Source organism: Amycolatopsis pretoriensis (assembly GCF_900107925.1).
Taxonomy (GTDB): Bacteria; Actinomycetota; Actinomycetes; order Mycobacteriales; family Pseudonocardiaceae; genus Amycolatopsis; species Amycolatopsis pretoriensis.
The window spans coordinates 189,796-202,547 of record NZ_FNUJ01000001.1 but is presented as its reverse complement, the minus strand read 5'-3'; the positions used below and the strand labels follow the sequence as shown (position 1 = coordinate 202,547).

The 12,752-nt window shown below is 73.7% G+C and carries 15 protein-coding genes; 8 read left to right on the top strand and 7 right to left on the bottom strand.

The genetic code is table 11. The features are described 5' to 3' along the window. Nucleotides 1–43 precede the first annotated feature (43 nt). The 3 genes from BLV96_RS00935 (at nt 44) to BLV96_RS00925 (ending at nt 2,935) form a co-directional block, all read left to right on the top strand. The gene (locus BLV96_RS00935; protein WP_086674347.1) at nt 44–991 is read left to right on the top strand and encodes a GNAT family N-acetyltransferase; all 948 of its coding nucleotides are present in this window, start codon (nt 44–46) and stop codon (nt 989–991) included. 111 nt (nt 992–1,102) lie between these two features. Then, nucleotides 1,103–1,780, top strand: coding sequence for a signal peptidase II (locus tag BLV96_RS00930; protein WP_086674348.1), 678 nt, complete (start codon nt 1,103–1,105; stop codon nt 1,778–1,780). Between the two features lie 69 nt (nt 1,781–1,849). Further along, nucleotides 1,850–2,935: an ANTAR domain-containing protein gene (locus tag BLV96_RS00925; protein WP_244179984.1), complete on the top strand. Its 1,086-nt coding sequence runs from the start codon at nt 1,850–1,852 to the stop codon at nt 2,933–2,935. Nucleotides 2,936–2,937: 2 nt separating this feature from the next. On the opposite strand, the gene BLV96_RS00920 is transcribed toward BLV96_RS00925, so the two are convergent. From BLV96_RS00920 to BLV96_RS00910, 3 genes are all read right to left on the bottom strand, one after another. Further along, the gene (locus BLV96_RS00920) at nt 2,938–3,903 is read right to left on the bottom strand and encodes an anti-sigma factor RsbA family regulatory protein (RefSeq protein WP_086674371.1); all 966 of its coding nucleotides are present in this window, start codon (nt 3,901–3,903) and stop codon (nt 2,938–2,940) included. Then, nucleotides 3,900–4,733, bottom strand: coding sequence for an MEDS domain-containing protein (locus tag BLV96_RS00915; protein WP_143050920.1), 834 nt, complete (start codon nt 4,731–4,733; stop codon nt 3,900–3,902). The genes BLV96_RS00920 and BLV96_RS00915 overlap by 4 nt, the downstream gene beginning before the upstream one ends. 89 nt (nt 4,734–4,822) lie before the next feature. Further along, complete coding sequence (locus tag BLV96_RS00910; RefSeq protein WP_244179983.1) at nt 4,823–6,013, bottom strand: cysteine desulfurase family protein; 1,191 nt, start codon at nt 6,011–6,013, stop codon at nt 4,823–4,825. Nucleotides 6,014–6,139: 126 nt separating this feature from the next. On the opposite strand from BLV96_RS00910, the gene BLV96_RS00905 reads away from it, so the two are divergent. From BLV96_RS00905 to BLV96_RS00890, 4 genes are all read left to right on the top strand, one after another. Beyond that, nucleotides 6,140–7,579 carry a glycoside hydrolase family protein gene (locus BLV96_RS00905; protein ID WP_086674349.1) on the top strand — a complete coding sequence of 480 codons (1,440 nt, stop codon included), beginning with the start codon at nt 6,140–6,142 and terminating at the stop codon, nt 7,577–7,579. Between the two features lie 75 nt (nt 7,580–7,654). Beyond that, a complete protein-coding gene (locus BLV96_RS00900; RefSeq protein WP_086674350.1) occupies nt 7,655–8,062 on the top strand; it encodes an STAS domain-containing protein in 408 nt (135 codons plus the stop codon). Between the two features lie 28 nt (nt 8,063–8,090). Continuing rightward, entirely contained in the window at nt 8,091–8,678 is a 588-nt protein-coding gene (locus BLV96_RS00895; protein ID WP_086674351.1) for a DUF2231 domain-containing protein, read from the top strand. Between the two features lie 433 nt (nt 8,679–9,111). Next, a complete protein-coding gene (locus BLV96_RS00890) occupies nt 9,112–9,681 on the top strand; it encodes a hypothetical protein (RefSeq protein WP_086674352.1) in 570 nt (189 codons plus the stop codon). Here BLV96_RS00890 and BLV96_RS00885 read toward each other — a convergent pair. From BLV96_RS00885 to BLV96_RS00870, 4 genes are read right to left on the bottom strand one after another with little or no spacing between them, the layout of a single operon-like run. Beyond that, the gene (locus BLV96_RS00885; protein WP_208608098.1) at nt 9,678–10,133 is read right to left on the bottom strand and encodes a mycothiol transferase; all 456 of its coding nucleotides are present in this window, start codon (nt 10,131–10,133) and stop codon (nt 9,678–9,680) included. The genes BLV96_RS00890 and BLV96_RS00885 overlap by 4 nt on opposite strands. 22 nt (nt 10,134–10,155) lie before the next feature. After that, nucleotides 10,156–10,824 carry a hypothetical protein gene (locus BLV96_RS00880; protein WP_086674353.1) on the bottom strand — a complete coding sequence of 223 codons (669 nt, stop codon included), beginning with the start codon at nt 10,822–10,824 and terminating at the stop codon, nt 10,156–10,158. Nucleotides 10,825–10,843: 19 nt separating this feature from the next. Further along, nucleotides 10,844–11,209, bottom strand: a complete 366-nt coding sequence (locus BLV96_RS00875) for a hypothetical protein (RefSeq protein WP_167379542.1) — start codon at nt 11,207–11,209, stop codon at nt 10,844–10,846. Between the two features lie 39 nt (nt 11,210–11,248). After that, entirely contained in the window at nt 11,249–11,617 is a 369-nt protein-coding gene (locus BLV96_RS00870) for a roadblock/LC7 domain-containing protein (RefSeq protein ID WP_086674354.1), read from the bottom strand. Between the two features lie 358 nt (nt 11,618–11,975). Here BLV96_RS00870 and BLV96_RS00865 point away from each other — a divergent pair, with 358 nt between their 5' ends. Further along, nucleotides 11,976–12,701 (top strand): PP2C family protein-serine/threonine phosphatase, encoded by a 726-nt coding sequence (locus BLV96_RS00865; protein ID WP_086674355.1) that lies wholly within the window; start codon nt 11,976–11,978, stop codon nt 12,699–12,701. Nucleotides 12,702–12,752: the final 51 nt, after the last annotated feature.

Sequence of the window (12,752 nt, the reverse complement as noted above, 5' to 3'; positions counted from 1 at the left end):
ACGGTTCGACGCCCGCGCTCCTCGCCTGCCAGGGTGGCCGACCATGGGGAACGCCGAACTGCTGACCGCCGAAGACGTCGAGCTCATGCAGGGTCTGGCCCAGCGGGTCACCGCGCTGCGCCCCGACCTGGTGAACGGCGACGCCTCCTTCGGCGAGCTGGCCTGGAACTGGGGCCGCGGCCACACCGCCGACGGCGCGCACTGGCCGCGCCGGCTGTGGTTCGCCGGCCGGGACCTGGTGGCGTGGGGCTGGGCCCAGCTCCCGCGCCGGGTCCGGCTCAATGACGGCTCGGTCAAGGACGTCACCGGCGCGAACCTGATCCACCAGGTCCACCCCGGCCACGCCGAGCTGCTCGACGAAGTGATCACCTGGTTCGACACGACGGCGGGCGCCGTCGAACGCACGGCGCTGCCGGGCGCCGGCGACGAGTTCGCCTCGACCCGCTGGGCCGCGCACGGCTACCGGCCCGACCCGGCCGCGCTCGGCGACACCGGGTCGTGGACCCAGCTCAACGAACGCGACCTGACCGACCTCGAAGAGCCGGTGCTGCCGGGCGGCTTCCGGTTCCGCACCGCGGCCGAGGCCGGTACCGCCGCCGCGGTCCGGGCCCACGTCGACGCCTGGGCGCCCAGCGCGTACACGGCGGAAAGCTACGAAGGCGTCCGGCGGACCACCGCGTACCGCGGCGACCTGCACGTCCTCGTCGAGGCCCCGGACGGGACGATGGCGGCCTCGGCGATCCTGTGGCTCGACGAGCCGAACAAGACCGCCGAGTTCGAACCCGTCGGGACGCACCCGGCGTACCGGCGGCGCGGCCTGGCCCGCGCGATGCTGCTGCACGGGCTGCGGCGGGCGCGCGACGCCGGAGCGACGCACGCGACGGTGGCTTGCCTGGGCGCGGCGGGGCGCCCGGCCGCGCGGGAGCTGTACTACGGCGTCGGTTTCCGGGAACTGTGCCGGGACGCGCCGGTCGTCAAGACGGCCGGGTGAGGCCGGCGGCGGTTTGACCGGGGCGCCGGTGGGGTATTAACCACCCCCCGCGAATCCACGCAGCCCCCGTCCGGGCGACGACCGTGGTCGCCCGGCCGCTGTGAGGTACCGATGAACCCTGACGGCACCGCCGGGACGCCCCGGCTCGAAGGACCGGTTCTCCGCCCGCCGTGGACGGCCTACGCCCTGCTCCTGGTCGTCGTCGCGGATCAGGTGACCAAGGCGTGGGCCTGGCGCGAAGTGCCCCGGACGCGCATCAACTTCGGCGGCAACCCGCTGGTCGGACCGGTCGTCGGCGCGTGGTACGCCGGTCCGGTGACCGGTGCGGTGCTCGACCTGGCCGGTGCCGCGCTGCTGACGGCCGCCGTGCTGCTGCTCCTGCGGCGGCGGCACCCGGTGCTCCTGCGCGCCCCGGCCGCGCTGGCGATCGGCGGCTGGACCAGCAACCTGCTGGACCGCCTCGGGCTGCACCACGTCACCGCGCCGGGCAGCGTCCGCGGCGCCATCGACTTCGTGCCCGTCGGCAAGTACACCTTCAACGTCGCGGACTTCTTCATCATCGGGGCCACGCTGGCGTTCTCGCTCGCCCACGGCTACCGGTGGGCGACGGCGCGGCTGTCCGACGCCACCGCCGACATCCCCCTCCCCCGCCCGCGGCTGCGCACCCCGGCGCGCATCGTGACGGTCTCCGGCGCCGTCGCGCTCGTCGCCGCCGTGACGCTCGGGGCCACCCACTACGGCGGGGCGACGCATCCCCCGCGCGGCCACGGGACGGCCACGACCCGGTGACCCGTCCGGTTGGGACCGGCCGGTGCGGGTACCCGATCTTCTTCGGGTGCCGGAGGAGGTGGGGACATCGTGGAGGGCGTCGAGGTCACGCCGATGGACGCGGAGCAGGCCCTCGTCCTCCGGCTCATTGGGACGCTCGGCCCGGAAACCGCTTCGGCCGCGCTCGCCCGGCTGGTGGACGCGACCGTCACCCTGCCGCCGCCGCACCTGGTGATCCTCGACCTGCGCGACGTCGAAACGCTGTCCGCGGCCGGGGTGCGGGCGCTGGGCGAATTCGCCGCGGGGCGCGCGCGGGCGGGGGTCCGGTCGGCGGTCCTGCTCGACCCGGGCGCGCTGAACGCCCGGATCCTGCGCGGTGCCCTGCCCGGCGACACCCTGCCCGTGCACGCCGGCGTCGACGAGGCGATCGAGGGCGAAGGCACCGAGCAGACGTCCGAGGAACGGCTCGGCGGGCAGCTGGCCGCGCTCACCCGGGTCCTGCTGAACGCCTCCACCGTCACCCAGGCCCTGAACCACGTGGTCGCCGCGACCACCGTCATCGTGCCACACGCGCGACTGGTCAGCATCACGCTGCGGGACGCCGCCGGCCGCTTCTTCACCCCGGTGGAGATCCCGGAGACCGCCGCCGACCTCGACGACGTCCAGTACCGCAGCGGGTCCGGGCCCTGTCTCGACGCCGCCGCCCCCGGTGGGCCCGCCTACGCGCTCGACCAGGACCTCGCCCGCTCGCCGGCGTGGCCGCGGTTCGCCGCCGCGGCGACGGCGCACGGTCTCGGCGCGGTGCTGTCCACCGCCCTGCTGCCGACGTCCCGTCCGGCGGGGCTCACCGGGGCGCTCAACATCTACGCCCACCGCGAGGGCATCACCTCGACCGACCGCCACCGCGCCCTGCTGCTGGCCACGCACGCCTCGCTCGCCCTGGAGCACGCCCGCGTGGCCGAACTCGCCGAACTGGAGCGCGCGCACCTGCGCCGCGCGCTCGAGTCCCGCGACGTGATCGGTCAGGCGAAGGGCATCTTGATGGCCCGCCAAGGGCTCAGCGCGGACGCCGCGTTCACGCTGCTCCGGCACACTTCGCAGGAGCTCAACGTCAAGCTGACCGAGATCGCCGCCGCCCTGGTCGACAACCGCGCCGCGCTGGGCCGGGAGGACTGACCTCAGTCCGCCGGGCGGTGCCGCCACGGGTCGCCCGCGACGAGCCGCGCGGTGAAGCCCGTTTCGTCGCGGTACAGCGCCACCTGGCTGCAGATCTGGTGCGCGATCCACAGGCCGCGGCCGCCGATCCGGCGATCGGCCGGGAGCAGGCCGGCGAACGGGTCGCCCGGGCCCTCGCCGGTGTCGTGCACCGTCACGACGAGGTGGTCGGGGTCCGCCCAGATCCGCAGCTCGACCGGCGCGCGGCCGTGGCGCAGCGCGTTGTCGACGATCTCGCTGACCGCCAGGACGAGGTCGTCGAGCTCGGCGACGGGCAGGTCGGTCTTGCCGAGGTCGAGCACCGCCCGGCGGGCCACCGCGGGCCGCGGGTCGGCGAGCACCACGAGCGGGGCGGTGTGCTGGATCGGCAGCGGCGCCACCGGCCGCGGACCGGCCAGGAAGGCGGGCGGGTCGACGTAGCCGGCGTTGCCGTGGCGGCCGCCGGGCGTCGCGACGAAGGGGTGCGTGCGGGCGACGTCGTCGAGGACGTGGCGCGGGGTGGTCCGGGTGTCGTAGGCGCACATGCTGCGCAGCGGGAACTCGTCGTAGGCGTGGTTGACCGCGGCTTCGTAGCGCGCCCACCAGTCCCACGACGTGTCGATCACCGCGCGCGGGATCTCGCCGAAGATGCGGATCCCGGTGGCACCGCCGGCGACCAGCCCGGCCATCATCGTCCGGTAGGACTTGATCGCGGCGGCCGGGCGCACGTAGAGCTCGTCCGTGGTCAGGTATCGCACGTCCGCCGACGCCGGCAGCGCGCCGCGCACGAGCTCGGCCCGCGCCGGTTCCAGGGACACCATGGTCGGTTCGCCCGCGGTCAGCCCGCCCTCGAGGAACGGGACGGCGACGGCGAGCAGTTCGGCGTCGGAACGGTAGTGGACGGCGGCGTGGTCGTAGCCCCGCGGCGCGGTCTCCGGTTCGGCGGTCATGACACGCCCTCCACGCGGACGCCGGTCAGGTCGAACAGCCCGAGCAGGCGCCCCGGCGTGGTCAGCCGCGTCCGCAGGACCACCGTCTTGGCGTGGCGCTCGGCGTAGTCGGCGACGGCGAAGAGGCTGCGGTGGTCCATGAAACCGAGGTCGCCGGCGTCGATCGCGATCAGCCCCGGCGCCGCCCGCAGGTCGGCGCGTTCCAGGGCCAGCGGCCACAGCCGGCGCACCGCGGAGTCCAGCTCGCCCGCGAGCGCGGCGACGGTCCCGGCGCCCGCGTGGCCGTGCAGGTGGAACGGGGTCGCGCCCTCGTGGGCGACCGGGTGCATGCACGCCAGCTGCGCGACGGCGTCATCGCCCAGCTCGGTCAGGTCGTAGCCGCACATCGCCGACATCGGGTGCGCGGCCATGTAGCGGTCGACCAGGTGCTCGTAGCGGGCGAAGGCGTCCAGCTGCGCGGGCGTGCGCACCAGCGAGGTCGCGTCCGCGGCGACGCGCAGGCCGGTGAACCCGGCGGCGAGGGCCTCTTCGGTCGCGGCGGCGTAGAGCCGGACCTGGCCGGCGGGGTCGACGACGGTCCCGGTGGTGTAGGTCGAGTCGACCGAGGAGACCAGCACCGCCCCGCGCCGCAACCCGGCGTCGAACCGGCCGGTTTCCCGCAGCTGGGCGATCAGGGTGGCCTCGTCACCGGGGGCGACGTAGAGCACCCGCTCCCCCGCCGCGAGTCCCGCGGCCAGGAAGTCCCGGGCCCGGGCGGTGAACTCGGCCCGCCGCCGGTATCCCTGGCAAACGTGCCCGCGGACGGGCCCGCTGCCCCGCTGTGTCGGCATCTGCACGCTCCGACAATACGCCGGGGTGGCCGGGGACCGGTTCGCTCATCGGGTGGGGCGGTCCGCATGGCCGCCGCGAAGGTCCCGGCTCAGCGGTCCACGACCGCCGCCGCGAGCGCCCGCACCGCGGTGTCCACATCGGCTTGCGTGCTCCACCTCCCCAGCGACAACCGGATCGCGGCCAGCGCCCGCCCCGCGTCGAACCCCATCGCGGTCAGCACCGGCGACGGCTCGTGCACCCCGCTGTGGCACGCCGATCCGGTCGAGGCCGCGATCTCCGGTGCGCGAGCCAGCACTTCGTGGCCGCGGGTGCCGTCGATGCCGACGTTGAGCGTGTTCGGCAGCCGCTGCCCGGCGGCCTCGGGGCCGTTGAGCCGGACGCGGCCCGGCAGCGCCTCGGCCAGCCGCCGGTGCAAGTCGTCGCGCAGCGCGGCGATCCGTCCCGCGTCGAGGTCGTCGGCCGCGAGCCGGGCGGCGGTGCCGAGCGCCACCGCGAGCGCGACGTTCTCGGTGCCTGCCCGCAGGCCGCGTTCCTGCCCGCCGCCGTAGACGACCGGCTCCAGCGCGACCCCTTCGCGCACGAAGAGCGCGGCCGCGCCGCGCGGGGCGTACATCTTGTGGCCGACCACCGTCAGCAGGTCGACGTCGAGCTCGCCGACGTCGACCGGGATCTTCCCGCACGCCTGCGCGGCGTCGCAGTGCACGAGCGCGCCGCGGGAGTGCGCGAGCGCGGCCAGGTCCGCGACCGGCTGGATCGCGCCGGTCTCGTTGTTGGCCGCCATGATCGACACGACTGTGCGATCCGAGCCGGTCCGAAGAGCCGCGGCCAGGGCGTCGTGGGAGACGAGCCCGTGGTGGTCGACGGGCAGCACGGTGACGCGGGTGCCGTGCAGCCGGCCGAGCGCGCGAGCGGTCTCCAGCACGGCGGGGTGCTCGGTCGCCTGGACGACCAGGTGCGCGTCCCGGGCCCCCGCGGCGAGCACCGCGCCGCGCAGGGCCAGCAGGTTCGCCTCCGAGCCGGAGCCGGTGAACACGATCTCCGCCGGCCGCGCGCCGATCAGGCCGGCCACCTGGGCCCGCGCCGCGGCCAGCGCCCGGCGTGGTTCGCCGCCGTAGGCGTGTTCGCTCGACGGGTTCCCGAAAAAGCCCGTCCAGTACGGCAGCGCGGCTTCGGTGACCCGCGGGTCGACCGGCGTGGTGGCGTTGTGGTCGAGGTAGACCGGTCCGGTCGCCAGGCTCGGCGGCCGGGGGCACGCCACTTCGCTCGTCCGTCCGCCCACCCGGTACCTCCCTTTGCCGGAACGCCGCGTCCAGCATGCCCCGGGCTGGGCGTCCGCGCCGGTTGCAACGTGGCATGCCACGTCGCAAACTGAGCCGTCCGATCCGTCCCCACCCGGAGGTCAAAGGTGACCGACTTCGATCGACGCGACGTGCTGCGTGCCCTCACCGCGCTGGGGGTGACCGGGGCGGCCGCGGGCCTGCTCGGCGGGACCGCCGAAGCCGCCGGTACCGACCCGTTCTCCCTGAAGTTCTCCGTGACCGAACAGTTCCGGCCCTTCGCCCTGATCGCCCCGAAGTTCGTCCAGGTCGACACCGCGGCCCGCCCCGGCGCCCTCGTCCGGACCGGCGTCCGGCCGAAGGCGCCCTACGGGACGGTGACCGTCGAGGTGCTCGATGCCGGCGCTCCCGTGGTCGCCGGGCTGGCCGGCGACGGCGTCTCGGTGCTCGGCACCTACGACCCCGCCGCCGGGCAGGCCCGCATCGAGATCACCACCGCGAGCGGCACCGCCGTCGTCAAGACCGCCGCGGCGAGCTTGCCGAAAGCGTTCGGATTCGCCGTGGTGGTCAACGAAAACGCGGTGACGGTGCTGGCCGACACGGGCGCCGGCTGGCGGCCGCTGCTGACCGAGCGCGACCAGGTCCGCGCGCGGATCGACCTGCGCGACCCGGCCGTGCTGGGCAAGCTCGGCTACGCGTACGGACGCCGCGGCCCGGCGCGGCTGGGCCGGGTGCGGGCCGGTTACTACGGCCAGGCGGGGGTGCGCGACCCGCACGTCGTCCAGTACGCCGACGGCCGGCCCGTCATCCGCGACGGCAAGCTCTACCTGACCATGACCAACGCCGGGCTCGGCTTCTTCCAGCAGGCGCACTGGGCGGTGTGGACGCTCGACCTGGCGGATCCGACCAAGCTGGAGCAGGTGGCGTCGCTGTTCTTCGCGCGCGACGGCGTCGTGCTCGGCGACCACGCGGGCCAGATCGTCGTCGACGACGACCGGTTCATCCTGCTGATGAGCTCCTGGGGCGACTTCGCCTTCACCGGCGTCCACGTGCGGCACACGGTGACCCGGGAGAACGTCCTTTCCGGCGTGCACGTCCTGCCGACGCGGCAGCTCCCGCTGCCGACCACCGTCAGCTCGTGGGACCCGGCGCTGACCCGGATCGACGGGCGGTGGCACATCGCGTTCGTCGAAAGTCCCGCGCAGCAGCCGTCCTTCGTGTTCCACCCCGCGCTCGCGGCCGCACCGCGCGGCGCCGACTACGACCACGGCCTGACGCTGCTGGGCGCCGACACGTCGGTCGGCCAGACCGAAGGCACGATCCTGCAGCGGGTGGGCGGGCGGTGGTACCTGTTCGCCAGCGACGGCGACGCCCGCGAGTACCCGGTGTACGACCTGCGGCTGCGCAAGCTGGGGACGCTGGACGCGCCGTACGGCACGAACATCCCGCACCCGATGCTGGTCCGGATCGGCAACCGGTGGTGGCTGCCGACGTTCGACGGCACCCAGTACGCGGAGGACGTCCTCGGCTACGGCGGCCACGGCGACTTCATCCTGATGCGCGCCTGAGCCGGTTTTGCCGCTCCGGCGCGGGGGTAGCCGATCGGGGACCACGTCGGATCGTCCGAGGGCGGTGCGTGCCCCATGACCGGTTCCTTCCAGCCGGAGCGGCTCCAGGTCGTCCGGACGCGCGGTGAGTCCGGTGTCGTCGTGCTGGCCTTGTCCGGCGAGCTGGACGCGGGCACGGCGCCGAAGCTCGGGGAGGCCGCCGTCCAGGTGTTCGCGAGCGATCCGGAAGTGCTGGTGCTGGACCTGTCGGAGCTGTCGTTCCTCTCGGTCGCGGGCGTCCGCGAGGTGCGCGCGGCCCACGACCGCACGGCGGCCAACCGGCTGCGCGTGGTGACGGGCGACCGGCCGGCGGTGCGTGAATTCCTGCACGCGACCGGGTTCGAGGCGGTGCTGGACTGCTACCGCACGCGAATCGGGGCGATCACGGCGGGCAGCCGGGCGGAGTTCGTGAGCCACGCGAAAGCGGCGTGGGAGGCCGGTTGAGCCGCGGCGGACGGGGTAGCCGCGGGGCATGAACTCCCCCGCACCTCACCGGGCCCTGCACGCGGTCGAGCACGCCGAGGCCCTCGACGCCCCGGCGGCCGAGCTGACCCGGCGCCTGCGCGGCCCCGCGGCGAGCACGGTCGGCAAGGTGCTGCGCGGACGCTGGCTGGGTCACCCGTTGCACCCGATCGCCGTCACGGTCCCGATCGGCGCCTGGCTCTGCGCGGCGGCGTTCGACTTGCTGCCCGGGCGCCAAGAGGAGGCGCGCCGGCTGGTGGCGGCGGGGTTGCTGGCGACCCCACCGGCGATCGTGCTCGGGCTGGCCGACTACGCGGACCTCGACGTGCGGCAACGCCGGGTGGGCTTGGTCCACGCGGCGAGCAACGCGGTGGCGATCGCGCTGTTCGGGGCGTCGTACGCGGCCCGCCGCCGCGGCCGCGTGGTGCGAGGGAGGCTGTTGAGCGCCCTCGGCTTGACGGCAGCGAGCGCGGGCGGCGCACTGGGTGGGCACCTGGCGTATGCGCAAGGGGCGGGGGTGTTCCGGTGGCAGCCGCTGGACTTCGACCCGGCGGAGCTGGCAGGCAGCGACCCGGCCGCGCCACGGAATCCGGCTTGATCGGGTTGCCGCATCCGGCCCGGGCGCGCTGGAGGAACCCGGCCAGACCGAAGTTGAGATGCCGCATCCCCGCCCTGGGCGCGCCGGCGGGACCCGGCCTGATCGGCTTGCTGCTTTCGGTCCGGCGCCGCGGAACCCGCCCCGACCGAAGCCGAGTTACCGCATCCCGCCCGAGCGCACCGCGGAGCCCAGCCTGATCGGCCTCCCACATCCGGCCCAGCGCCGCGAAACCCGGCCAGGCCAAAGCCGAGCTGCCCACCACCCAGCCACGCCGCGGAGCCCAGCCTCATCGGCCTCCCACATCCAGCCCAGCGCCGCAAAACCCACCCAGACCGAAGCCGAGCCGCCCACCACCCAGCCGTGCCGCAGAACCCGGGCTGATCGGCTTCCCGCATATCACCCGGCCGCGCCGATTCCGGGCTAAATTGGCGAAATGGGGAGATCCGGCGCCGCCCTCGTGGCCGTCATGACCGTGCTGTGCACCGCGTGCTCGACCTCGACCCCGACACCACCTGCGCCGGACGCTCCCTCGGCGACCCTCCCGGTCGCCACGGCCAAAAAGGCCGCCCCGCCGCCGTTCACCCCACCCGCGTCGCCCGCGATCGTCGTCCGCGCCTGCCCCTTCCTCGGCACCACGGAACTGCAACGAATCCTCGAAACGAGCGAAGACATCATCATGACCGAGCAGCCCCCGGACCCCGCTTTCCCTCCCGGCACGCAATTCCAATGCCGGTACGAAGGCAAGTACGTCTCCCCCTGGCTGCTCGACCTCTGGATCAGCACCGCCGCGCTCGCCGACGGCAAAAGGGACTGCACCGGACCGGTGACCGTGCTCCCCGGCGTCGGCGACGGCGCCTTCTTCTGCGACATGGCCGGTGACGCGGAGCTCGTCGCGACCGGCAAGCGCAGCCACGGCCAGGACCGGATCGCGGTGATCCACCTGCGCAAACACCGCGCCGACGTCTACACCACCCTGGCGGAGACGCTCGCCGGCCGGCTCTAGCGCAGGATGTCGCGGGTCAGCTCGAGCTGGCCGTGGTGCTGGGCCAGTTCCTCGAACACGTGCTGCAGCGCCCCGCCCTGCGTCCGGCCCGCCGGGGTGTCCGCGTACTTCGGCGGGGCCGGCGCGCGCAGGGGCTTCGTCGGCTCGGACACCGCGAGGTCGGCGCGCAGCTGCTCCTTCGCCGCCTCGACGCGCGAAACCAACCCGGCCACCGGTCCCGACGCCGTGAACTCGGCGTCCCGGTCGCGCTCCACCGCGCGGCCGGCGACCAGGGCGCCGATCCAGAACTCGAGCACCCCCAAGCAGTGCGTCACGATCGCGTAGGGCGTGTTCGCCCCCGGCAGCGGTGGCCGGCGGTTGGCCCGCTCGTCGCCGAGGTCCGCGAGGATCGCCGTCATCCCGTCGAGGGCGCGGCCGGCGAACCACAGGTAGTCGTCTTCGCTGATCCGCATGCCCGTCACTCTGCCACGGCGTTCAGGGCGACACCTCCATCTCCAGGCCCATGAGCCGGACCGTGCGCCGCCGGCGGAGCCAGCCGCGGGCGGCCGTCCCGTCCGGCAGTTCGTCGAGGAACGCCTTGCGCTGCGCCGAGGTCGTCGAACGCCAGCGCATCGCCAGCACCGGGCGGACCGGGGCGATGAAGGGCCGCACCCGTTCGTGCGCCCCCGCCAGGCGGATCTCGTACTCGCGGTCCGGCCGGTAGGCGAGGTCGAGGTCGATCAGCGGCTCGGCGCCGCCGGCGCGGTGGTGGCAGCGCGAGAGCACCCGCGCGAGCTCGTCCATCGCGACCTGCAGCGTGCAGGGCATCTGGTCCTGCCAGCGGCCGAGGCGCGGGGCGTTCACCGAAGCCGCCGTGACCTCGTCCGCGAGCACGACGAGGGCCCGGACCGGCGAGCCGGCCAGTTCGACGCGGATCCGCCGCCGGTCCGCGTCGACGTGGAAGCGGAGCACGCGGTCGGCCACGACGGCACCCGACCGCAACCGGACCCACTCCTCGACGGCGTCGGGCGAGGGGCAGGACGACACGAACGTGAACGCCAGTTCCTCGCCGGCGAGGGTCATCGCCACCGGGAACAGGGACCCGAGGTCGTGCATCAACGCCGAGCCGATGACGAGTGCGGCGCGGGAGCCGCCTCCGGTCATCGTCTCCTCTCCTTCCGGGCTACACCTGCAGGTCGGCTTCGATGCGCTTGAGGTAGTGGCGGGCCAGGGCCAGGTTCGCCCGTTCCCGGTCCAGCACCAGGTACAGGAACAGGGAGTTGCGCGAGGAGTTCATCAGCCGGATCAGGTGGTACTGGCGGTGCAACGTGATCAGGATGTCCTCGATGCTGTCGTTGAGCGCGAGCGACGACATCACCCGCAGCTTCGACCGCACCACCTCGGTGTTGCCCGCGGCGGCGACCTCCAGGTCGAGCCAGTCGCCGCCACCGCTGGTGCCGAGCGACATCCCGCTTTCGTAGTCGACCAGGGCGACGCCCACGGCGCCGGTGATCGACATGGCTTCCTTCAACGCGGTGTCGATGTTCATCATCATGCAGCAACCTTTCCGTTGTGACAGGCTTGTTCGCTACGCGGCCAGGATCGTGCCGATCCGCTCGATGACCGGCCGGGATTCGAAGAGCAGGCGCCCGACGTTCAGGCCCTTGTCCCCCAGGACGACCATCAGCGCCAGCCGTCCGACGGCGTAGACGGCCATGTAGCCGTCGCTGCCGAACACGACGGTCTGGCTCAGCGTGCCCTTCCCGGTCATTTCGGCGGCCTGGCGCGCGATTCCGAGATCGGCGGCGGCGAGCGCGGAGATCTTCGCCGGATCGATGTAGTCGTCCGCGTCGGCGATGATCGGTATCCCGTCGACCGCCGCGAGCACCGTGCCGGTCACCCCGGCGACGCTGTCCCGGAGATTGCGCAGTTCAGCGGCCAGTGCGTCGAAGTCCAATTCTCTCTTTGCTTTCTTTCGACAGCGGCCGATCGGCCCGGGAGGCAGCGATCAGCCGTTCGAGTTGCTCTGTCGCCGGGGACCCTACCGCCATCATCACTGCACGCCTATCCGCGGCGGATGGTCGTCCCGTGCATTTACACGATCGGGTGAAATAGGATCGTTGGTGTAACCGAAATAAATTCACCGGCAAATCTCCGTTCATTGATCACGATCGACGGTCGATCGGTTGTCCGGAATTTTCGGCGAGGTCCCTGAAATGCGGTGATGGCATTTCCGGTGCGCCGGCCGCGCATGTTTCTCTGCGTGATCGGCGGTTACCATTCACCCGTTCACCTGGATCGGGCATCATGCGGGCATGACCGAACACGTCCTCCGCGCGGCCGCCGGGAGCGTCACCGGCGAGCGGTACCCGGCCAACTTCGACGTCGTGCACCTCGACGAGGAGCCACTGCTCGCGGTGCTGGCCGACGGGATGGGCGACGGCGAGGGCAGCCGCGTGGCGGGCCGGACCGCCGTCGAGGTGTTCGTGGACCGGATCCGCGCGGCCGGGGAAGCCGTCGCTCCCCCGCTGCTGCGCGAAGCGGTCGCCGAAGCCCAGGCGCGGGTCGGCGCGGCCGGCCGGCGGATCGGCGACCTGACGGGCTGCACCCTGACCGCGCTGGTGGCGTCCGGCGCCGGCCTGTGGCTCACGCAGATCGGCGACTCCCGCTGCTACCGCCTGCGCGACGGGCTGCTGGAGCAGCTGACGACCGACCACACCATGGCGTGGCTCGGCGCGGTCAACGGCTGGTACCCGTTCGACTCCCCCGAAGCGCACGCGGCCCGCTACCAGCTGACCCGCTACATCGGCCACCCCGCGCACCCCGAGCCGGACGTGCTCAACCTCGCGCCGCGCCCGGGCGACGTCCTGCTGCTGTGCACCGACGGGGTCACCGACCAGGTGCCCTACCGGCGGGTGCGGGAAATCCTCGCCGGACCGGCGTCGCCCGCCCGGAAGGTCGCCCGGCTCCTGGCCGACACCGAAGAAGCGGGCGGCCGGGACAACGCGACCGCGGTCGTCGTGCACGTCGTCCCGGCCTGAGCGGCGCGGTGGTCACGATCGGGGAAGGCACCGGTGCATCCGAGGCCGCCG